A 19,568-nucleotide genomic window follows, 5' to 3' on the forward strand; every position below is an offset into this window, starting at 1 on the left:
AGGGCTGCACGGGTTTTTGAATAGCTGTTACAATCACCCCCATGTCAGGAAATACCTTTGGAAAACTATTTTCCGTGACCTCCTTCGGCGAGAGTCATGGGCCCGCAATCGGTTGCATCGTGGATGGCTGCCCGCCCGGACTCGTCCTCACCGAAGCCGATATTCAAATTGACCTTGATCGGCGCAAGCCGGGGCAAAGTCGCCACACCACCCAGCGGCGTGAAGCCGACGCGGTGCAAATCCTTTCCGGTGTATTCGAGGGTAAAACCACGGGTACGACGATTGCTTTGCTTATCCATAATACGGATCAGCGCTCGAAGGATTACGGCGACATTATGGATCGTTTCCGTCCCGGTCACGCCGATTACACGTATTACAAAAAATACGGCTTCCGCGATTACCGTGGGGGAGGGCGTTCTTCAGCTCGCGAAACGGCGATGCGCGTTGCGGCAGGGGCGATTGCTAAGAAGTGGTTGCTGGAACGTTACGGCGTGGTGATTCGCGGCTATTTGTCGCAACTCGGCCCCATCGTTGCAGAAACCTTGGATTGGGACGAAATCGCCAATAACCCCTTCTTCTGCCCGGATGCCAGTAAAGTGCAGCCGATGGAAGATTACATGGATGCCTTGCGCAAAGAAGGCAATTCCGTCGGTGCGAAAATCACCACGGTAGCGTCCAACGTGCCGCCCGGTTGGGGTGAACCGATTTTCGACCGGCTGGATGCGGATATTGCGCACGCGATGATGTCGATCAATGCGGCAAAGGGTGTGGAAATCGGTGCAGGTTTTGCTTGCGTGGCGCAAAAAGGCACGGAACACCGTGATGAAATCACCATGCAAGGCTTCCTAAGCAACCATTCTGGGGGCGTATTGGGGGGTATTTCATCGGGTCAGGAAATCATTGTGCATACTGCGTTCAAGCCCACCTCCAGTATGCGCTTGCCGGGGCGTACTGTGAATCTGTCCGGTGATGCGGTAGAAGTGATTACCAAAGGGCGGCATGACCCGTGCGTTGGGATTCGTGCTACGCCGATTTGCGAGGCAATGCTCGCAATTACGTTGATGGATCATGCGTTGCGGCATCGCGGGCAGAATGCGGATGTGACGACCGAATTGCCGGATATTCCAGCTTCAGCATGAAGAACCCCCCCCCCGGAGTAAAGCCGCCTTATGGGCGGCTTTCGGCTTTCTACTTCGCCTATTTTGCGGCACTCGGTGTGTTTGTGCCGTATTGGACAGTGTATCTGAAAAACATTGCCGGATTTTCACCGGCACAAATCGGTGAATTAATGGCGGTGTTTATGGCAACCAAGATTGTTGCACCGTTCATTTGGGGCTGGTTGGCGGATCATACTGGGGAGCGCTTGCGTATTATTCGTATTGCCAGTTTACTCGCGGTGGTGTGTTTTGCCGGGGTGTATTGGCAACACAGCTTTGGGTGGATGGCGGTTGTTATGGTGGGGTTTGGGTTTTTCTGGAACGCTTCGTTGCCACAATTTGAGGCATTGACCCTGAACCATTTGGGTAGCCACATTGGGCGTTATAGCCGTATTCGCTTGTGGGGGTCGGTGGGGTTCATTGTGACGGTAGCGACTTTGCCAGCGGTGTTGGAACGCTATGGCGTGGCAGTGGTGATGGATGCCTTGTTGTTGCTGTTTGTGGGGATCTGGTTGTCAACAGGGTTGGTGCAAGATAAGCCTCATGCTGAGCAAAGCATTGCAGCCAGTCGTTTGCGTGAAGTGTTGCGTCATCCTGCCGTGTGGGTGTTGTTGTTAGCGTGTGCGTTGCAACAGGCGAGTCACGGTGCTTATTACACGTTTTTTAGTATTTATTTGGAAGATCACGGCTATTCACGCCAGGTGACTGGGTGGATGTGGGCGTTGGGCGTGATGGCTGAAGTGGGCTTGTTTGTGGTGATGCATCGCTTGATTGGGCGGTTTGGGGCGGCGCATTTGTTTGTTTGGGCGTTATTGTTAACCGCTTTACGCTGGGTGGTGTTGGGGACTTGGGCAGATAATGGGGTGGTATTGATGGTGTCGCAATTATTTCATGCGGCTACTTACGGTTTATTTCATGCTTCAGCGATTCATTTGATACACCACCAATTTCCGGGAAAATTACAAGGTAGGGGACAAGCCTTATATTCCGGCTTAAGTTATGGTGTTGGCGGTGCATTGGGGAGCTTATTCAGTGGCTATGTTTGGGAATATTGGGGGGCTGTGAATACTTTTTATGCCGCTGCGGCGCTTGCTGCTGGCGCTTGGTTGTTGGCGCTAATTTATGTAAGGGAGGAAGCCCATGTCATTCACCGTTGAGCCGTTGTCTGCCAGTAATATCGGCTGCCACTTGGATACGGCGACGGTATTGGCTTTGCATGGGCTGTATGTTTTTCCTGAGGTGGACTCTACCAATGCATGGGCGTTACAACAGGGCGTGTGCGGCGATGTGTGTTTGGCTGAGCAACAAAGTGCTGGAAGGGGTAGGCGTGGGCGGCAATGGCAATCGCCATGGGGGGCGAATATCTACCTTTCTTTGCGTTGGTGTTTTACGCCAGTACCGGAACATTTGCCGTTATTGAGTTTAGTCACGGGATTGGCAGTTGCTGATGCGCTCGAAGATTGTGCAATTCATGGACATGGCCTGAAATGGCCTAACGATGTGTACTATGATGGAAAGAAATTGGGTGGTATTTTACTGGAAGCGGTTGGTTCACAAGCACATGTGGTAATCGGTATTGGCTTAAATGTGAATATGTTGCCAGAAGCAGGCGCTGTTATTGATCAACCATGGACGAGTCTGCAACAAATTAGCGGTCAGTCGGTAGATCGCAATGCAGTAGTGGCGGCGATATTACAGCGTTTGGTTAGGCGTTTGCAGGATTTTCCCTGTTTGGATATGGCGCAATTCCAGCAGGATTGGCAGCAGCGTGATTTGTTGCAGGGGCGCGAGGTGCAAGTACACAGCGGGCGGGAAAGTCTGCAAGGGCTTGCATCAGGTGTCGATCATTGTGGACAATTGCGTATCATTTTGCATGATGGATCAATAAAAAATCTATCGTCAGCAGAGGTCTCAGTGCGATTAGGAATGTAATAGTAATGGTTTTGCTGGTAGATGCAGGCAACTCACGCCTGAAATGGTCGGAGCTTGATACTGCGGGTAATCTGTCTACCCAGCAGGCATGGGCGTATGGTGATCGCCCTGCATTGAGCGCTTTTTTAGATTTACTGGATGCTTATCCGCAGGTGGCACATATCACGTTGGTGCATGTTTTAACGCACTTGTTTGCTGAGAGTGTGCAAGTGGCTTGCGAACAACGCGGTATCCATTTACACAGTGTGTGTTCTGTATCGTGTGCTTATGGCATTGTTAATGGCTACCAACAGCCTAGTGCCTTGGGAGCTGACCGTTTCGTGGGTTTAGTGGCAGCGCATCGTTTGGCGGGGGGAGAGGCCAGCATTGTGATTGATTGCGGCACTGCGATCACGGTGGATGCAGTTGGTCGTGACGGGCGGCATTTGGGGGGCTTGATTCTGCCCGGATTGCAATTGTCTGCTGAGGCTTTGATTGCACGCGCGCAGGGCAGACTTAGTTTGTCATTTGCACAACCTAACATTTTTGCAGACAGTACCGGTAGGGCTATCGGTAGTGGTTGCTTATTTGGCTTAGTGGGGGCGATTGAGGGAATTTGTTCGCGGATGCAACAGGCTTTGCCGTCTCCTGCGGTAAGGGTATTAACGGGGGGGGATGCTGAGTATTTGCGTTCATGGTTGCCGGGTGATTATCTACTGCAACCAGACTTGTTGATGCAGGGGTTAGCCTATATTACGGAGCAGGAAGCATGTACCAGTTGCTGATTGCGCTGTTATTCCTGAACGTATCAATATTGACTTGGAATGTAGTGTTGTCGTCGGATGTTCGCGAATTTCGGCCGGTATTGGTTGAACCAAACATTCCGCCGCTGGAGTTGCGTCAAGATGTCGATGAGGTGGTGTATAGCAGTACCTCGGCAGGTATACAAAGCAGTTGTTACAGTATCGGCCCCTATAATAGTGAAAAAGCAGCACAATTAGTGGCAGATAAGGTACGTGCTTTTGGTCTTGCGGTATCGATACGCAAAATGCGTAGCATGGAAACGCTAAACTTTTTTGTGTACATTCCCCCAGTGGCTGCTTACGCAGAGGCTGAAAAGATTGCGCAAGATATTGTGAAAAATGATGTTCGTGACGTGCAAATTCTCACACAAGGGCCGTATCAAAATGCCATTTCTCTGGGTTTCTTCAATAACTTAAATAAAGCCAAACGTCATGCTGAATATATCCGCTATCTAGGGTATGACGCGCAGTACACCGAACAGCAAGCTCCCCGTGAGGTATTTTGGGTGGATTATGATGAGCCTTTTGGCAACGATGCACCCGTGCAAGCATGGAGCGCGGCGGTAGATGCTACTTCTGAGGTACAGCGTATTCCACGCGCTTGTCGCTAACTCCCTGCTTGTGGGATTTTATCAGTAAAATTCGACCGGATATAACGGTCTCACGGCAATATTATTAAGCCTAGCCTATATAAATGCTTTGGATGTGTTTGAGTCCTTTGGGTGAGAAGGGTGGGTGTTATGGTCAAAATTGAGACGCCAAATTATACTGTTTGGCAGCAGTCATTGTTTTGGTTGGGGTGGTTGTCATTACTAATACCGGGTTATTTCATCAGCTACGGCTTTTCGTTGGTCGGTTCGTTGGTATTGAGTGGTTATACTGAAACGGTTGATCTGGTGCTGGTATTGATCATGGGTACGGCATTGATTGAACTGTTGCTCATTGCTATTTACACCTTGACGCATTTCTGGTTTCAGGAATCGTCTTTTGGGCGCTTGGTGTTGTGGTTAGTGTTGGGTGCAGCAGGTATTCCACTGGCAGCTTTACTAGGCTGCGTCTATGCTTATGCCAAACTGGTGTTGTATATGTAAGTTGGATTGTTCCGGGAGGCTGTCTGATGCGATACGTTTTAGTGTTTGCTTGTGCTTTGGTTATTGCGCTGCCAGTGCAGGCAAAAACGACCCAGCATACCATTGATCTGACCACGGAGAGTTGCCTTAGCACCAATGATTCGACGGCAGGAATGTTGGAGTGTTTCAGCCGCGCAGAAAAGGATTGGGATACTGAACTCAATCGTGTGTACAAAGCTTTACAAAGCAAACTCAAGCCAGCCGCTCAGGATGCGCTCAAACAAGCACAACGCGCATGGATTGTACAGCGTGATAAGGAATTTGAGTTCATCAATGCGATCCACGCGCAAATGGATGGCACCATGTGGATTGCCGTGATGGCAGGTGAACGTGCTGATGTCGTCAAAGCACGGGTAGTTGCCCTGCAAGATTATTTGGACTTGTTGGAGGAAGGGGCGCAGTAATTATTGTGGTGTTTGTACTCCTACTTACAACCATTTGCGCCATTTGAAAGCTAACAACATCCCAATAGCGAGCAAAATCATGATCCCCCAGACGATGAAATAGCCAGAGCGCCACTGTAGTTCGGGCATATAATCAAAATTCATGCCGTAAACCCCGACGATGAAAGTCAGTGGAATGAAAATAGTTCCGACCACGGTGAGTACACGCATGATGTCGTTCATGTGATTGCTCAGGCTGGACAGGTAAATATCCAACATGCCGCTGAGCATTTCTCTGTAGGTTTCGATCAGGTCGATGATTTGTACGGCATGGTCGTAACAGTCGTTAAAATACGGGCGCATGGTGGCATTGACTAATTCTGCATCGTGTTGAATCAAGCGACTAATGACTTCACGTTGTGGCCATAAGGCACGGCGTAATAGCAATAGGTCACGCTTGAGTTGATGCAGGGTGTTGAGTATGGCTTTATCAGGGTTTTCCAACACCCGATCTTCCAACACTTCAATTTGCTCCCCAATATCTTCTAGCAGTGGGAACGCAGAGTCGATCACCACGTCCACCAGTGCGTACAGCAAGTAATCCACGCCACGGGTACGAATACGCCCGAAACCTTGTCGCAGGCGTTGGCGTACTGGCTCAAAGGCCGCCCCATCGCCGCTGCAAAAGCTCAACAAATGCCCATTGCCGACGAATACGCTGACTTGTTCCAATACAATGTCATCCTCAATCAGGTGTGGCAGGTTGAGGATCAAAAAAGCGTGTTGTTCGTGGAAGTCGATTTTGGGGCGTTGTCCGCTATTGAGAATATCTTCCAGTGCCAAGGGGTGTAGCCCAAAGGTTTCCCCCAATTCACGGATAGCAATTGGATCGTTCACGCCGGTGACATCCAGCCAATCGACCAAAGTGTTTTGTTGCGCGTCTTGGCACTGCTGCTGTGTGGGGGAATGCGTTTCGCTGAAGTTTTCACCGTCGTATTCAAACAGGTGGATGTGAGTGGTATCGCTCGTGGTGTGCCGGGTTAGCGTACCCGGTGGTGTGCCGGGGGGGTGGTAGCGTTTGCCGAAGGTTTCCATGCTGCTGTGATCCTTAATGCGCTAGACGCATGGTTTCCATTTGCTGAAACACAGCCTCGCTGACTGTTTCGGTGGGGTCTTCCAAACGTTCTGGGAATAAGATGCCATCCAGATGATCACATTCGTGCTGGATGATTCGTGCGACGAATCCGCTGTATTCCGCTTCCACCTGCTCTCCCGTGCGTGTCCAGTAGCGGATGCGCAAGCGTTCGGCACGTTTTACCTGCGCCCGTGTGTCGGGTACGCTCAAACAGCCTTCCCAGCCGCTGCAAGTGGTGTCTGATTGCCAGAGGATTTCCGGGTTGATCATCGCAATGGGTTCCATGAAAGGCGCGTCGGGGTAACGTTTATTGGGTTGCGAGGCAACAATGATTATGCGTAAGGGAACAAACACTTGGGGAGCCGCAATTCCAACACCATTAGCAGCTTGCATGGTTGTTAGCATCTCATCCAGCAAGGTTTGGATGGCATGAACCTGTATGTCGCCCACTTCTTGTGCACGTTGATGCAGGATAGGAGCGTCATGAGTGGCGATGGCAAGGGTGCGTGTTTCGAGCATAAGCGTCTGTCTGGTGATGGTGGTGATGCCACGATACTTTAACACGATAGTGGTATAATGCATCGCTTCACCATTGCCGAGAACTGATGGATGCTACCGAATAATGACAATAATGCGGGGTTGTTGCCCAGCCCGATTCCACGACAGCCGCGAGTGCGTTGGGAGCATGTGTTACCCATGCTCAGTCGCTTGTTGGTGTGGGGAATCATCTTTGGTTTGCTGACGTTGCTTAGTTCTTTTTTTGCTCTGATTTTTCTGACATTTGTGTTTGCTTATCTACAATCAGGCATTGTGGATGTATTGACCCGGCGGATGCGATGGCTACGTGTGCCGGTGGTTGTGTTGGTGGGTTCCTTGTTTCTCGGTGCCATTATCACGGTTAGCTTGTTTCTTGCCCCGCAGGTCTATCAACAGGCAACTGGCTTTGCGAAAAGTTTTTTCGGGTATATGGAGCGCATTGATACCGAGGTGTTGGACTTGGCTGAGCGTTATCCCTTATTGCAAGAGGCTATCCCGGAACTAAGGCGTCTACCTACACAGCAGTCTACATCGACATCTCCAGAATGGGCTGTACCTGTACAGAATGGCTCAGTCGTCACTAATAGTGTAGAACCGCCAGTGCAACGGGCATTTCGGGACTCACCAACGGGGTTGTTAATCGGTTTGTTGACTGGAAAAGAGAAGTCCGTTGATGGTCGCGAAGCGGTCAAGGTAGCACTGGATCAGTTAACCAATGTGAGTCGTCAGGCATTAGCTCTTTTGACGACTTTTTTACTGGCTTTGCTGTTTGCATTCCTGATTGTGTTGGATTTGCCGCATTTGGCTGCCAGTGTGCGTGACTTGGAAAACACCCGTTTGCGTTTCATTTACGTGGAGGTGGCTGACAATATTTACCAATTTGGTAAGGTGTTAGGACACGCGATGCAGGCACAGTTTTACATTGCGTGTGTGAATACGCTATTGACGGCGATTGGTTTGCATGTGTTGGGAATGGGGGAACACATGGCGTTCCTTTCAGTGTTGGTGTTTTTGTTTAGCTTTGTGCCAGTAGCTGGTGTGTTCATTAGCTCGATTCCGATTTGTTTGATTGCATTAAATACGGGAGGACTGAATTTAATGCTATTGAGCGTGGCGATGATTACGATCATTCATTTAGTGGAAGGCTACATTCTCAATCCACTGATTTACGGGGCGCGGTTGCGGGTGAATCCGGTGATTGTGCTGATTATTCTGACGGTGGGAGGCAAGTTGTTCCACATTTGGGGGTTGATTTTAGGTTTGCCTGTTTGCATCTACTTGTTTGGTCATGCTATCCGTTACCGGGATCACTGATGGTCGATTGCTATCAGGCAGGCAGTGACGGTAGCATCCAGTCGGATCAGAATGCTCTGAAACTGGTATTGCTCTTCGTTGAATTGTGTACATAAAGCTGCTGATTCTGCTAGTTGCTGGATAGATAATCTCCGGTCAGCTCTGTTGCTATCCAGCCAGCTTTCTGCCACTTGCCTGTCTTGAATATCGCCTAGTAGGTCATGCCAGTGTTTCAGTCCGGCATTTGCATCCGTTGGAATAGCACCGATATGCCGCAAAGTATTGACCAGATAGCGCAGGTTTTTGACGGCTATCCTCAAACGGTGAAGTGTGGCTGGTTCATCTTGCTTGACGGCAGCAAGGCGAGCTTGGACTTTTCCCAGTGTTTTCCACCATAGCGCTAAGGCTGTCACCGTAAAATAGCCAGGATGGTCCTCACAATGCTGAAAAAAATGTTCGAGTGAAGCTGCTAGACGTTTTCTGAAAGCCTTATCGGCAATTTTGGGGCGCAGAACTCCCCATGCCCATAATTCTGCTTGGATGCCCGCTTCCAGTTCCCGGTTTAATTCCGGGTTTTTACCTAGCCGCTCCTGCATGACTTGCAGGTCACGTAACTGGTTTAGGGCTTTCAGCCAGCGGCTCATCGGCTTGCGCCATTTTCTGGTCTTGCTAGTGGCACGTAGTAACGGCTCTACAGCCAACACGCTACGGGATGCAATACGGAAATCGTGAATGGTATCAGGGGAATCATCCACCCTCACTTGTGCCGCAAGTTGCAGGTAGTTATCGATGCGTTCCTGTAAGGCGTTGATAGTGAAAGCGTCCATATTTGTATCGTGAGTGTCAGACACAAGCCGTTTTTCCTAATTCAGGTCAAGGTTTTCTAATCTTACCGGCTTGATGCCCGCTTGTATTGACCAATGTCAAGCGTCTATCATCGAAAGTATTCACAATGGTACATATGGCAATCTAGAAGATAAGTGAAAATTATGTTGGTACTAGGTATTGGTAATAGTCTATTGCGAGATGAAGGCATTGGCATTCATGTGCTTAACTTTATGCGGAAGTTTTTTCCACTATTTCCAGATGTTACCTACTTAGACGGTGGAACGTTAAGTTTTACTCTCGCCAGTGAGATTGAAGAACATGAGCATTTATTGGTGTTAGATGCGGTGGAGTTGCACGCCCCGCCCGGCACGCTCTGCTGCTACGAAGATGAGGAGATGGATCATTTTTTGGGTACAGCTAAGCACAGTGCCCATGAGGTGGGTTTGTTGGATTTAATGGACATTGCACGTTTAACAGGGCATTTGCCTAAACGTCGCGCTTTGGTGGGTATCCAGTACCAATCATTCGCGTGGGGCGAGGAGCCTACCCTGAAAGTTAAACATAATATTCCACTGGCAGGCCGTTTGGCGGCTAATGTTTTACAAAAATGGGAGTTTGAGGCGTATCCACCTTGCTACCTTCGTACTCCCCATCAAGTACCCAAGTTGGAGATAGCTAAATGAGTTTAAATGATATTCCTGTTCATTCTGCCAGCATTACCACAGGCAATTTACGTCCGGTGTTGCACGAAATCCGCCATGCATTTAGCGAGTTAATCGCGCACGGCACACACGGCATGATCGACTTACACAGCTTGCCCTTTTCCCCACAGGAATATGCTGAACTCGACGAATTTTTAGGGGAAGGCGAAATCGACCTTACCCTGAATGTGCTGGGCAAAACCCGTCTGCGTGAAAGCGGTTACGCGGGTATCTGGCGTGTTGAACACTTTGACGACAACGACAACCGTATCGGTTATTTCATCGAAATTGGTCATGTGCCGGAAATCCTGCGTTCCCAATGCGACGACATTAAGGAAGGCTTGGCCGCCATGACCACGATTCTGGCGATGGAGGAAGACAACAATGAGGATGCAATCACCTAATCCTTATGAACCAACCCTAGGCGAACACCTGCGCTCGCAGGGTATTTCGCGGCGGGGTTTCCTGAAATTCTGTGGCCTGCTGGCTTCCAGTATGGCCTTGGCTCCGGCGATGATTCCGAAAATCGCTGCTGCCCTTGAACAGGCAAAACGCCCTTCGGTGATCTGGCTGTCCTTTCAGGAATGCACGGGTTGCACCGAATCCTTAACCCGTTCCCACAGCCCCAGTCTCGAAGGGCTGGTCTTTGACGCAATTTCGCTGGATTACCATCACACTTTGCAAGCCGCTTCGGGCGACGCAGCCGAACACGCGCGTGAAGAGGCGATGAAGGAACACTACGGCAAATACGTGCTGGTGGTGGATGGCTCGATTCCACTGGATAACCCCGGCTATTCCACCATCGCGGGCATCAGCAATCTGGATATGTTGAAAGAAGCGGCGGCGGGGGCGGCGGCGATTATTGCGGTGGGTACATGCGCTGCCTACGGTGGTTTGCCAAAAGCTGATCCGAACCCGACAGGCGCGGTGTCCGTATCCGACATTATCAAAGACAAACCGATTATCAACGTCCCCGGTTGTCCGCCGATTCCGATGGTGATTACCGGCGTGATTGCCCATTTCCTAACCTTCGGGCTGCCCGAATTGGATAGCTTGGGTCGTCCGAAGGCTTTTTACGGGCAAAGCATCCACGACCGTTGCTACCGCCGCCCGTTTTACGAGCGCGGTTTGTTTGCGGAAACTTTTGATGATGAAGGTGCAAAAGCGGGTTGGTGTTTGTACAAACTCGGTTGCAAAGGTCCTGTGACCTACAACGCTTGCGCTACCACCAAATGGAACGATGGTACGAGCTTCCCGATTGAATCGGGGCATGGTTGCATTGGCTGTTCCGAACCCAACTTCTGGGATTTCGGCGGTTTTTATAAGGCGATTTCCATTCCTACAGGTGCATCGGGCAAGAACGCGGTGTACGCCGCCGCAGCGGGTATTGCTGCCGGGGTTGCCATCGGTGCGATGAACAAAAAATCCAAGGCGGAGGCGGCAAGTTCACACCAAACCGTCACCGTTGAGGAATTGAATCAGGAGTCAGGATCATGAACGAAGTTGATTTCCTGCTATGGGTCAAAGGCTCGGCCTTCAACATTGCCCTGTTTATCTTTATGGCGGGCTTAGTGCTGCGCCTGTTTGAAATCCTGTCGTTGGGCAGGAAAGTGAATTACGCCGTGCCGAAAGGCGACCCGATGCAAGGCGGTTTGCGTGAGATTTTCCGCCGCTTCGGGACGGACAAAGCAACCTTCCAGCGTTCGATGATTACCATTGTGGTTGGGTATGTGTTTCACATCGGGCTGTTCGTGGTGATCTTTTTGCTGGCAGCGCATGTGGAAGTGTTCAAAAGCGTGATGGGCTTTGGTTGGCCTAATTTGTCTACGCCGGTGGTGGATGCGTTTGCGGTTGTCACCATGATTGCGTTGGTGGTGGTGTTGATTCATCGCTTGCAACATCCAGTGAAACGTTTCCTGTCCAGTCCCGGCGATTATGTGGCGTGGGCGGTGACGTTTGTGCCGTTACTGACCGGTTATATGGCCTACCACCATTTGTTGCTGTCGCCGCAGATGATGTTGGGGCTGCATATTTTGAGTGTGGAGGTTCTGCTGATCGTGTTCCCGTTCACCAAGCTGATGCACACGTTCACGGTGTTCCTGTCGCGCTGGTATAACGGGGCTTCGATGGGCTTGCGGGGGGTGAAATCATGAGTACGTTGACACTCGAACGCGGCATCAATGCTTTTAAAGCGCAAATTGATGCGCCTATGGCAAGTTTCTTCAGCTCCTGCGTATCGTGCGGGATGTGTGCTGATGCTTGCTTGTTTTACACCGAAAACCCTGAGCCACGCTTTACGCCTATCTACAAGCTCGAACCGTTGCGCCGCGTGTGGGAACAGGAATACACCCTGATCGGCAAACTCAAAGCCAAGCTGGGGTTGAGCAAACCCGTTACCGATGCCGAACTCGCCGAATGGCAGGAGCTGGTTTACAACAACTGCTCGTTGTGCGGACGTTGCACCCTGATTTGCCCGGTGGGGAATGACATCACCTACATGATTCGCCGAATGCGCGAAGGCATGGTGGCATCGGGTCACGCGCCGGGAGGCTTGATTGGCGCTTCTACCCGTGCGGTGCAAATCGGTAGCCCGATGGGGGTCAAACTTCCCGCCTTGCAAGCGCAAGTCCGCCATCTGGAAAAATCCAGTGGGTTGACTGTGCCGTTTGACCAAGAAGGCGCGGAATACCTGCTGATGCTGTCGTCGATGGAAATCATGAACTACCCCGAATACTTGGGGGCAGTTGCCAAAATCCTCACCAATGCAGGCAAAACCTGGACGTTGAGCAGTGAATGCTTTGAAGCTACCAATTCCGGCATCCAAATCGGTTCATCCGACATTGCGCGGGAACTGGTGAGCCGCGTCGTCGCTGCTGCCGAAAAGCTCAAAGTCAAAACCGTGATCAGCCCCGAATGCGGGCACGCTTACACTGCACTGCGTTGGGAAGGGCCTAATCTGATCGGTCGCCCTTACACGTTTGCTGCCAAACACATCGTTGAAGTGCTGGATGAATTACGCGCTGAAGGTTTGCTGCAAACCGAAGGCTTTGAGGAATCCAAACTCACTTTCCACGACCCGTGCCAATTGGTACGCCGTGGTGGCGTGGTCGAACAGCCGCGCAACTTGCTGAATATGGTGGCAAAAAACTTCGTGGAAATGGCGGATCATGGCACGCTCAACTGGTGCTGCGGCGCAGGCGGTGGCGTGAGTGCCAACGAAGATGCCGAAGAGGTCAAGCTCAAAGCCTTCCAGCGCAAGAAAAAGCAACTGGACGAACTGCACGTTGACACGCTGGTAACGGCGTGCGCCAACTGTCGCATTCAGTTGGAAGAGGGCATGGAAGTTAACCAGATGGACATCCCCGTGTTGGGCTTGACCGAAATGATTGCCGAACACTTGGTCGAACGTAAGGGAGGTGCAGCATGATCACCCAAGATACCGATTTCAAGCAGGCACTCGATAAGCTGGGATTGGCGCAACAACGCCGTGTTGGTGCAGCTTTCGTGCGCAATGTGTTGGCACTCAACCCCGCCGTCACCAAAGCGGTAGACGCTGCTGCCAACGAAGACACTACTGCCGACGAACTCGCTGTGGCATTCAAGCAAGCCAAAGCTGCCGCACTCGACAGCCATACCCGCTGCGGTTCGGACAGCGATTGGCAAGCGCAAGCTGGTTATTTCGTCGCCCGTGCCGCTACCGCCTTAGTTGCCCCCGACAAGCAGGCTAAAGCCCCTGCGTGGGAAGCCGCCGTCAATGCGCGGATGGCGCGTACTTGTGGGCACATTGATGCCTCCGATGAATCCATGCACGAGGAAAACGAAGCACAGTATCGCCTCCTTGAGCAATTCCTGAACGACATTTGAGGATACTAAAATGACTGAACGTGTCGTTGTCGACCCCATTACCCGCATCGAAGGTCACTTGCGCATCGAAGCGCAAATGAACGGCAACACCATCGAACAGGCGTATTCCGCCGGGACTATGGTGCGCGGTATCGAAATCATCTTGCGCGGACGCGACCCGCGTGATGCTTGGGCATACGCGCAACGTATTTGCGGTGTGTGTACGCTGGTGCATGGCATTGCCTCGGTGCGCTCGGTGGAAGATGCGCTGAATTACAGCATTCCGCCCAATGCGCAACTGATCCGCAACCTGATGATTGCGGCGCAATACGTGCATGACCATGTGATGCACTTCTACCATTTGCACGCGCTGGATTGGGTGGATGTGGTGTCTGCACTCAGCGCCGACCCCAAAGCCACCTCGGAGTTGGCGCAAAAGATTTCCCCGCATTGGCCTAATTCCACGCCGGGTTATTTTGCTGATCAGCAAGCCAAGCTGAAAAAGTTTGTCGAAGCAGGGCAGTTGGGTATTTTTGCCAAGGCTTATTGGGGACATCCGGCTTACAAGCTGCCACCGGAAGCCAATCTGATGGCGGTGTCGCACTACCTCGAAGCTTTGCAATGGCAACGCGATGTGGTGAAACTGCACGCCATTTTTGGCGGCAAGAATCCGCACCCGAATTTCCTTGTGGGTGGCGTGCCATGCCCGATTGACCTGAATTCCGATTCCGCCCTTAATATGAAACGCCTGTCGCAAGTGCAGGACATTATCAAGAAAATGCAGGTATTCGTTGATCAGGTGTACGTGCCGGATACGCTTGCCATTGCCAGTTTCTACAAGGACTGGTTCAAGCAGGGCGAAGGCTTGGGCAATTTCATGACTTACGGCGATTTTCCTGAAAAAGGCATGGATGACCCCGCGTCGTTCCTGATTCCTTCTGGCGTGATTCTTAACCGCGATTTATCGAAAATACATCCGGTTGATTTGAATGCCGAAGATCAGATTCAGGAATTCGTCGCGCATTCTTGGTACGACTACAGCGAGGGCAAGGATAAAGGTTTGCATCCGTATGCGGGCGAAACCGAGCTGAATTACACCGGCCCTAAACCGCCGTATAAGCAACTGGAAGTCGATCAGTCGTATTCGTGGATGAAATCACCGCGCTGGAAAGGACAGGCGGTCGAAGTGGGGCCATTGGCGCGGGTGTTGATGTTGTATGCTACCGGGCACGAACACACTAAAGCGCTGGTCGATTACACCCTGAAATATCTGGATGTGCCGGTGGATGCGCTGTATTCCACTTTGGGACGCACGGCTGCCCGCACGCTGGAAACCAAGATTATCGCCGATAAGATGCAAACATGGTTCGATCATTTGATTGCCAATATCAAGGCGGGCGACACCAAAACCTTCAACGAAACCTTGTGGGAGCCGTCAAGCTGGCCTTCCAAAGCGCAAGGCGTGGGTTACATGGAAGCTCCGCGTGGTGCGCTGGCGCACTGGATTGTGATTAAGGATCAGAAGATTGCCAACTATCAGGCAGTCGTTCCGAGTACCTGGAATGCGGGGCCGCGTGACGGACAAAATAAGGCGGGGGCGTATGAAGCGTCGTTGCAAGGGCATGTGTTGCACGACCCGAAGCAGCCGGTGGAGATTTTGCGCACTATCCACAGTTTCGATCCCTGCATTGCGTGTGCGGTGCATGTGACTGACCCGGATGGCGAAGAGTTGATTAAGGTGAATGTGCAGCAATAATACCGTTGGTCGGTGCTACGAGAACGCTCATAGATTAGAGCAGTAAGTGCACAAAAAAATAGTTGCATCGTCTGAAATGATTCTATAATATTCGCGTCTCCCAAGCCGGCGTAGCTCAGTTGGTAGAGCAACTGACTTGTAATCAGTAGGTCCCGCGTTCGATTCGTGGTGCCGGCACCAAATTAGGAAAGGGTTACATAATATGTAACCCTTTTTTTATGGCATGACACTTCACACACTATGCTGTCGATTGTAGAGAGGCAAGGTTTTGTGTCCCCCCGCTGGGGGTTGCTTCAAGCTCATGGTATTCCAGCACAATATCTGCCTCATTATTCACCACATCTTCTGTCACCACACACCGCGCCACATTCTCTTCCGATGGCAAGGTAAACATCAGCTTACGCAACAAGGTTTCCAATACCCCGCGTAAACCACGTGCACCTGTACCATGCGCAATCGCCTTTTGCGCAATCGCCCGCAATGCATCGTTGGTGAATTCCAGCTCGGCATTATCCAGCGCAAACAATTGCTGGTATTGCTTGGTCAGTGCATTTTGCGGTTCGGTGAGGATGCGCACCAGCGCGTCTTCGTCGAGTTCGTGCAGCGCGGTGATGACTGGGAAACGTCCGATGAATTCGGGGATCAGCCCGAAATGGCGCAAGTCCTCCGGTTGCACTTCACTGAACAGGCGCAGCTTGTCGGCTTTGGGGTCATCCGGCGTGTGCGTGGAATGGAAACCGATGCCTTTGGCACCCGGTTTGAGGCGTTTTTCCAGCAGCTTTTCCAGACCGGAGAATGCGCCGCCGACGATGAACAGGATATTGCGCGTGTCGAGCATGACCGGGGCTTGGTCTTTGCGCCCTTTGGCGGGGACTTTGACGGTCGTGCCTTCGACCAGTTTGAGCAGGGCTTGTTGCACGCCTTCGCCGCCCACGTCGCGCGTGCCGTGCGAGTTTTCACCGCTGCGGGCAAGTTTGTCGATTTCGTCGATGTAAACGATGCCCCATTCCGCCAGTTCCTTGTTGCCGTCGGCACTGTCGAGCAGGCGGGCAATAATGCTTTCCACGTCTTCACCCACGTAACCCGCTTGCGTCAGGGTGGTGGCATCGGCGATGACGAACGGTACGCCGACGATCCGCGCCAAGGTGCTTGCCAGCAAGGTTTTGCCAGTGCCGGAAGGCCCCAGTAGCAGGATGTTGGATTTGTCGAGTTCGACCACCGATTTGTCGGTGCGGGTGCAGATGCGCGGCTTGTCGGTTTCCAGATTCAGGCGTTTGAAATGGTTGTAAACCGCGACGGCGAGGGTTTCTTTGGCGGTGTCTTGCCCGATCACGTAGCCGTCGAGGATGGCTTTGATTTGCAGCGGTTTCGGTGGAGTTTTGAGCGGTTCGCTCATGCTGCGCTTGCGGCTCCAGGTGCTGATGACTTGGTGGGCAAGGCGCACGCAGGCTTCGCAAATGTGTCCATTCATCCCGGCAATCAGCGGGATGTGCGCGGTTTGCTCTTGTCCGCAGAAGGAACAGGCGGCTGTTTTATCGCTCATGGGGATACCTCCGGGGTGGTGGCTTGCAATTGCTTTAACCATTCTTTCTGGCAGTTGCGTTGGGCACGTTCTTGCAACTGGGTACGGATTTGCGCTTTGGCTTTGGTCAGGGAGACTTGCTGCGCGGGGTAGATGTGTTCGCACAGCAATAGGTGGAAACCGAGTTCAGTTTCGATCGGGTCACTGACTTGCCCCGCACTCAGGGCGAACAGCGCGGCATCGAGTTGTGGGTAGAGTTTGCCGTAGGGCAGGTTGCCGAGTTTGCCGCCTTCCATTGCGGTCGGGCATTCGGAATATTGGCGTGCCAGCTTGCCGAATTGTTTGGCGTTGCCGGTGGCTTGGGCGGCAATGCTGCGGATGCGTTGCAGCACGGTGTCGTACTGGTTTTCGGGGTAGTCGTTGTTGACGGTGATGAGGATTTGCCGTACCAGCCGCGTTTCCGGCTGCATGAAACGCTCGCGGTTCATCTCGTAGTAAAGCTGCACGTCGATGTCGCCGATGGTGATGCTGCGGGCGGCGATTTTTTGCAGGATGCCGTCGAACAGTAGTTCGCGTTGCAGGGCTTGGCGCAGGGTGTCGGGGGTCAGACCGTTCTGGCTGAGGTCGATGGTGAAGTCTTCGTCGTTGGGGTAGCGGTCGGCGATTTCTTGCAGTGCCATATCGACCCGTTCGGGTTGGATGATGATTTGGCTGGCTTCGGGGCTTTGCAGGGCGAGTGATTCGAGGTGGAAACTGCGGTCGGCGCGTTGGCAGACGCGGTTGAATTCCTTTTCGTCCAGATGCGGCAGGTTTTTCTGGAAGGCTTCCAGCGCATTGCGCAGCAGGTGGTAGCGGTAGGCGGGCGGCTTGCCCATGATGGCGAAACTTAGGTTAGGCATCGGGGACTTCCTCCAGCAGCTTTTCGGGGACTTGTAGCGTCCGTCCGGGGAAGCGCACGTGGTAGGCGAAGCCTGTGGGTAAGCCGCTGATCACTTTGAGGATTTCGCCGACATCACCGGGGTTGGCGATGACTTCGCCCTCAATGGCGAGGGTGACTTTGGTGGTCACTTTGTCGCGGAATTGGTAGAGGCTGGGTTCCCACGGATCGTCGCCGCCAATCAGTTCCTCTTCGCGGCAACCGACGGTTTTTTGTTCGTCGAGGAAATGCACCGAGTAGATGATCTGGTCTTGCAGGAAGGTGCCGACATCACGCACATAGCCGACACTGCCGCGCCGCACCAGCAGGTTGCCGATGGCAGCACCGTAAAACGTGCCATCGTCACGCACGTTGCGGATCACGCGCACTTTCGCGCCGTATTCGTATTGGGGCATGGCGTTACCCCTTCCCGAACAGGCTTTCCAGCGTGATGAAAGCGGTTTGTGGTTCGTTCATGCGGTAGACTTTCAGCACTTTTTCGGTCTTGGCATCGGAGTCCACGAAGTCGCTATACGCCTTGGTCAGCAGGCGGGTGTATTGCTCGCGCAAGGCATCGTCGTCGCTGGCGGGTGGCTCTTTCGCCAGGTAGTTGTGGAAGCGTTGCAGGATGTGCAGGCGGTTGACATGCACCACGGTCTGGTCAAACGCGATGTCGAAGTAGTTGAGGAAGTCTTCCGCGCTGACCAGTTCTTCGAGGTCGAGGGTGAGGTCGGTATCGGTCATGTCGTGCTCCTTGTGCCAAATGAGGAAGATCAAGCAAAGGGCGTGCCATGTTGTGGAATTGTTTGTTATTCAGTGGCTTGGGTGTTGTTGATGTGGGGTATGTCGGGTTTGGTACAGGGACGGGAGATGGGGGATTGTGGGAAAGGGGACATTGCCGCATTAATAGCAAACTGACGGGGAAAGCCAATGCTATAATCAACCTTCAGTTCACAGGCAACCGGGATCAGTATGGAACAAGCCGCACCCGCTCCGCGCATGATCAGAAAGGTGGTATGCATCACCACCAATAAAGACCAACCGTCTGACTACCAGTATTGGGTCACGCGCCCGATTGCAGAACGCATTGATGCCATTGAAATGCTCCGCCAATCTTATTTGAGTTTCCGTCAAGATGTTCCACCGCGACTTCAAAGAGTTTATCGAGTTACTGAACAATCACGGGGTTGAATACCTGCTGGTGGGTGGTTACGCGCTGGGTATTCACGGCTATCCGCGCTATACCGGCGATATGGATATTTGGGTCAAGCCTGAGCAGGTCAATGCCGAAAAAGTCATGGCAGTGCTGGAGGCGTTTGGCTTCGGCGAACTTGATTTGAGTACCGATGATTTCACCAAATTGGGTAATGTCATCCAGCTTGGCTATCCGCCCTTGCGCATTGATTTGCTTACCCAACCGGATGGCGTGGATTTCTCCAGCAGCTACTCCCAGCGTTTGGATGTGGAATATGGCGGCTTGACAGTCCATGTCATCAGTCTCGAAGACTTCAAGAAAAATAAGGCAGCGAGCGGTAGGCCGAAAGACCTTGAGGATTTGCGTAACCTGACGTAATGGACGATGTTTGTAACTTGCTGAATTCTTTTCCCATACGTGCCAGAATGCCCACATCTTCCCCAACCACAAAGCCGGGC

General features: G+C 52.2%; 24 protein-coding genes and 1 tRNA gene. 18 read left to right on the forward strand and 7 right to left on the reverse strand.

The features are described 5' to 3' along the window. The first annotated feature begins 41 nt into the window (after positions 1-41). The 7 genes from aroC (at position 42) to BLV87_RS10895 (ending at position 5,405) form a co-directional block, all read left to right on the forward strand. Positions 42-1,139 carry a chorismate synthase gene (aroC, locus tag BLV87_RS10865; RefSeq protein WP_093068627.1) on the forward strand — a complete coding sequence of 366 codons (1,098 nt, stop codon included), beginning with the start codon at positions 42-44 and terminating at the stop codon, positions 1,137-1,139. Then, positions 1,136-2,314, forward strand: coding sequence for an MFS transporter (locus BLV87_RS10870; protein ID WP_093068629.1), 1,179 nt, complete (start codon positions 1,136-1,138; stop codon positions 2,312-2,314). Before aroC ends, BLV87_RS10870 begins: the two co-directional genes overlap by 4 nt. Continuing rightward, positions 2,298-3,089, forward strand: coding sequence for a biotin--[acetyl-CoA-carboxylase] ligase (locus tag BLV87_RS10875; protein WP_093068630.1), 792 nt, complete (start codon positions 2,298-2,300; stop codon positions 3,087-3,089). The genes BLV87_RS10870 and BLV87_RS10875 overlap by 17 nt, the downstream gene beginning before the upstream one ends. Positions 3,090-3,094: 5 nt before the next feature. Further along, a complete protein-coding gene (locus BLV87_RS10880; RefSeq protein ID WP_093068632.1) occupies positions 3,095-3,853 on the forward strand; it encodes a type III pantothenate kinase in 759 nt (252 codons plus the stop codon). Beyond that, complete coding sequence (locus BLV87_RS10885) at positions 3,838-4,482, forward strand: hypothetical protein (RefSeq protein WP_093068634.1); 645 nt, start codon at positions 3,838-3,840, stop codon at positions 4,480-4,482. Before BLV87_RS10880 ends, BLV87_RS10885 begins: the two co-directional genes overlap by 16 nt. 129 nt (positions 4,483-4,611) lie before the next feature. Beyond that, a complete protein-coding gene (locus tag BLV87_RS10890) occupies positions 4,612-4,962 on the forward strand; it encodes a hypothetical protein (RefSeq protein WP_093068635.1) in 351 nt (116 codons plus the stop codon). A gap of 26 nt (positions 4,963-4,988) precedes the next feature. Then, entirely contained in the window at positions 4,989-5,405 is a 417-nt protein-coding gene (locus tag BLV87_RS10895; protein WP_093068637.1) for a lysozyme inhibitor LprI family protein, read from the forward strand. A 24-nt stretch (positions 5,406-5,429) separates the two neighbouring features. On the opposite strand, the gene corA is transcribed toward BLV87_RS10895, so the two are convergent. Beyond that, positions 5,430-6,479: a magnesium/cobalt transporter CorA gene (gene corA, locus BLV87_RS10900; protein ID WP_093068639.1), complete on the reverse strand. Its 1,050-nt coding sequence runs from the start codon at positions 6,477-6,479 to the stop codon at positions 5,430-5,432. A gap of 13 nt (positions 6,480-6,492) precedes the next feature. Further along, positions 6,493-7,101, reverse strand: coding sequence for a peptide deformylase (def, locus tag BLV87_RS10905; protein WP_245706995.1), 609 nt, complete (start codon positions 7,099-7,101; stop codon positions 6,493-6,495). Positions 7,102-7,128: 27 nt separating this feature from the next. Between def and BLV87_RS10910 the strand changes: the two genes are divergently transcribed. Further along, positions 7,129-8,370, forward strand: a complete 1,242-nt coding sequence (locus tag BLV87_RS10910; protein WP_093068640.1) for an AI-2E family transporter — start codon at positions 7,129-7,131, stop codon at positions 8,368-8,370. On the opposite strand, the gene BLV87_RS10915 is transcribed toward BLV87_RS10910, so the two are convergent. Next, entirely contained in the window at positions 8,364-9,176 is an 813-nt protein-coding gene (locus BLV87_RS10915; protein WP_093068642.1) for a CHAD domain-containing protein, read from the reverse strand. The two genes, BLV87_RS10910 and BLV87_RS10915, sit on opposite strands and share 7 nt — an antisense overlap. A gap of 162 nt (positions 9,177-9,338) precedes the next feature. Between BLV87_RS10915 and BLV87_RS10920 the strand changes: the two genes are divergently transcribed. The 8 genes from BLV87_RS10920 to BLV87_RS10955 all read left to right on the forward strand — a co-directional run bounded on the left by BLV87_RS10920 (position 9,339) and on the right by BLV87_RS10955 (position 15,657). After that, the gene (locus tag BLV87_RS10920) at positions 9,339-9,860 is read left to right on the forward strand and encodes a HyaD/HybD family hydrogenase maturation endopeptidase (protein WP_093068643.1); all 522 of its coding nucleotides are present in this window, start codon (positions 9,339-9,341) and stop codon (positions 9,858-9,860) included. Next, positions 9,857-10,282: a hydrogenase expression/formation C-terminal domain-containing protein gene (locus tag BLV87_RS10925; protein ID WP_093068645.1), complete on the forward strand. Its 426-nt coding sequence runs from the start codon at positions 9,857-9,859 to the stop codon at positions 10,280-10,282. Before BLV87_RS10920 ends, BLV87_RS10925 begins: the two co-directional genes overlap by 4 nt. After that, positions 10,269-11,375, forward strand: coding sequence for a hydrogenase small subunit (locus BLV87_RS10930; protein ID WP_245706997.1), 1,107 nt, complete (start codon positions 10,269-10,271; stop codon positions 11,373-11,375). Before BLV87_RS10925 ends, BLV87_RS10930 begins: the two co-directional genes overlap by 14 nt. Further along, positions 11,372-12,031: a hypothetical protein gene (locus BLV87_RS10935; protein ID WP_093068649.1), complete on the forward strand. Its 660-nt coding sequence runs from the start codon at positions 11,372-11,374 to the stop codon at positions 12,029-12,031. Before BLV87_RS10930 ends, BLV87_RS10935 begins: the two co-directional genes overlap by 4 nt. Next, a complete protein-coding gene (locus BLV87_RS10940; protein WP_093068651.1) occupies positions 12,028-13,305 on the forward strand; it encodes a (Fe-S)-binding protein in 1,278 nt (425 codons plus the stop codon). The genes BLV87_RS10935 and BLV87_RS10940 overlap by 4 nt, the downstream gene beginning before the upstream one ends. Further along, positions 13,302-13,742: a hypothetical protein gene (locus tag BLV87_RS10945; RefSeq protein ID WP_093068653.1), complete on the forward strand. Its 441-nt coding sequence runs from the start codon at positions 13,302-13,304 to the stop codon at positions 13,740-13,742. The genes BLV87_RS10940 and BLV87_RS10945 overlap by 4 nt, the downstream gene beginning before the upstream one ends. Before the next feature lie 10 nt (positions 13,743-13,752). Further along, entirely contained in the window at positions 13,753-15,477 is a 1,725-nt protein-coding gene (locus BLV87_RS10950) for a nickel-dependent hydrogenase large subunit (RefSeq protein WP_093068654.1), read from the forward strand. A 104-nt stretch (positions 15,478-15,581) separates the two neighbouring features. Then, positions 15,582-15,657, forward strand: a tRNA-Thr gene (locus BLV87_RS10955). A 58-nt stretch (positions 15,658-15,715) separates the two neighbouring features. Here the strand turns inward: BLV87_RS10955 and clpX are convergent. Genes clpX through nifW form a run of 4 tightly spaced genes read right to left on the reverse strand, consistent with a single transcriptional unit; the run spans position 15,716 to position 18,692 of the window. After that, on the reverse strand, positions 15,716-17,020 hold the full coding sequence (gene clpX, locus BLV87_RS10960; RefSeq protein ID WP_093068656.1) for an ATP-dependent Clp protease ATP-binding subunit ClpX: 1,305 nt from the start codon (positions 17,018-17,020) through the stop codon (positions 15,716-15,718). Next, complete coding sequence (gene nifM / locus BLV87_RS10965) at positions 17,017-17,898, reverse strand: nitrogen fixation protein NifM (RefSeq protein WP_093068658.1); 882 nt, start codon at positions 17,896-17,898, stop codon at positions 17,017-17,019. Before nifM ends, clpX begins: the two co-directional genes overlap by 4 nt. After that, positions 17,891-18,331 (reverse strand): nitrogen fixation protein NifZ, encoded by a 441-nt coding sequence (locus BLV87_RS10970; protein WP_093068660.1) that lies wholly within the window; start codon positions 18,329-18,331, stop codon positions 17,891-17,893. The genes nifM and BLV87_RS10970 overlap by 8 nt, the downstream gene beginning before the upstream one ends. 4 nt (positions 18,332-18,335) lie before the next feature. Further along, positions 18,336-18,692 carry a nitrogenase-stabilizing/protective protein NifW gene (gene nifW / locus BLV87_RS10975; protein ID WP_245706998.1) on the reverse strand — a complete coding sequence of 119 codons (357 nt, stop codon included), beginning with the start codon at positions 18,690-18,692 and terminating at the stop codon, positions 18,336-18,338. 14 nt (positions 18,693-18,706) lie between these two features. On the opposite strand from nifW, the gene BLV87_RS19070 reads away from it, so the two are divergent. Continuing rightward, a complete protein-coding gene (locus BLV87_RS19070; RefSeq protein ID WP_139282161.1) occupies positions 18,707-18,949 on the forward strand; it encodes a hypothetical protein in 243 nt (80 codons plus the stop codon). Positions 18,950-19,050: 101 nt separating this feature from the next. Then, entirely contained in the window at positions 19,051-19,488 is a 438-nt protein-coding gene (locus tag BLV87_RS10985) for a nucleotidyltransferase (protein WP_093068666.1), read from the forward strand. Positions 19,489-19,568: the final 80 nt, after the last annotated feature.

It is taken from the genome of Thiothrix caldifontis (assembly GCF_900107695.1).
In the GTDB taxonomy this organism is placed as follows: domain Bacteria; phylum Pseudomonadota; class Gammaproteobacteria; order Thiotrichales; family Thiotrichaceae; genus Thiothrix; species Thiothrix caldifontis.

Bases quoted from the DNA above. Each gene is read 5' to 3' on its own strand.
- aroC (WP_093068627.1), top strand. From the start codon at position 42: ATGTCAGGAAATACCTTTGGAAAACTATTTTCCGTGACCTCCTTCGGC.
- BLV87_RS10870 (WP_093068629.1), top strand. From the start codon at position 1,136: ATGAAGAACCCCCCCCCCGGAGTAAAGCCGCCTTATGGGCGGCTTTCG.
- BLV87_RS10875 (WP_093068630.1), top strand. From the start codon at position 2,298: ATGTCATTCACCGTTGAGCCGTTGTCTGCCAGTAATATCGGCTGCCAC.
- BLV87_RS10880 (WP_093068632.1), top strand. From the start codon at position 3,095: ATGGTTTTGCTGGTAGATGCAGGCAACTCACGCCTGAAATGGTCGGAG.
- BLV87_RS10885 (WP_093068634.1), top strand. From the start codon at position 3,838: ATGTACCAGTTGCTGATTGCGCTGTTATTCCTGAACGTATCAATATTG.
- BLV87_RS10890 (WP_093068635.1), top strand. From the start codon at position 4,612: ATGGTCAAAATTGAGACGCCAAATTATACTGTTTGGCAGCAGTCATTG.
- BLV87_RS10895 (WP_093068637.1), top strand. From the start codon at position 4,989: ATGCGATACGTTTTAGTGTTTGCTTGTGCTTTGGTTATTGCGCTGCCA.
- corA (WP_093068639.1), bottom strand. From the start codon at position 6,479: ATGGAAACCTTCGGCAAACGCTACCACCCCCCCGGCACACCACCGGGT.
- def (WP_245706995.1), bottom strand. From the start codon at position 7,101: ATGCATTATACCACTATCGTGTTAAAGTATCGTGGCATCACCACCATC.
- BLV87_RS10910 (WP_093068640.1), top strand. From the start codon at position 7,129: ATGCTACCGAATAATGACAATAATGCGGGGTTGTTGCCCAGCCCGATT.
- BLV87_RS10915 (WP_093068642.1), bottom strand. From the start codon at position 9,176: ATGGACGCTTTCACTATCAACGCCTTACAGGAACGCATCGATAACTAC.
- BLV87_RS10920 (WP_093068643.1), top strand. From the start codon at position 9,339: ATGTTGGTACTAGGTATTGGTAATAGTCTATTGCGAGATGAAGGCATT.
- BLV87_RS10925 (WP_093068645.1), top strand. From the start codon at position 9,857: ATGAGTTTAAATGATATTCCTGTTCATTCTGCCAGCATTACCACAGGC.
- BLV87_RS10930 (WP_245706997.1), top strand. From the start codon at position 10,269: ATGCAATCACCTAATCCTTATGAACCAACCCTAGGCGAACACCTGCGC.
- BLV87_RS10935 (WP_093068649.1), top strand. From the start codon at position 11,372: ATGAACGAAGTTGATTTCCTGCTATGGGTCAAAGGCTCGGCCTTCAAC.
- BLV87_RS10940 (WP_093068651.1), top strand. From the start codon at position 12,028: ATGAGTACGTTGACACTCGAACGCGGCATCAATGCTTTTAAAGCGCAA.
- BLV87_RS10945 (WP_093068653.1), top strand. From the start codon at position 13,302: ATGATCACCCAAGATACCGATTTCAAGCAGGCACTCGATAAGCTGGGA.
- BLV87_RS10950 (WP_093068654.1), top strand. From the start codon at position 13,753: ATGACTGAACGTGTCGTTGTCGACCCCATTACCCGCATCGAAGGTCAC.
- clpX (WP_093068656.1), bottom strand. From the start codon at position 17,020: ATGAGCGATAAAACAGCCGCCTGTTCCTTCTGCGGACAAGAGCAAACC.
- nifM (WP_093068658.1), bottom strand. From the start codon at position 17,898: ATGCCTAACCTAAGTTTCGCCATCATGGGCAAGCCGCCCGCCTACCGC.
- BLV87_RS10970 (WP_093068660.1), bottom strand. From the start codon at position 18,331: ATGCCCCAATACGAATACGGCGCGAAAGTGCGCGTGATCCGCAACGTG.
- BLV87_RS19070 (WP_139282161.1), top strand. From the start codon at position 18,707: ATGTTGTGGAATTGTTTGTTATTCAGTGGCTTGGGTGTTGTTGATGTG.
- BLV87_RS10985 (WP_093068666.1), top strand. From the start codon at position 19,051: ATGTTCCACCGCGACTTCAAAGAGTTTATCGAGTTACTGAACAATCAC.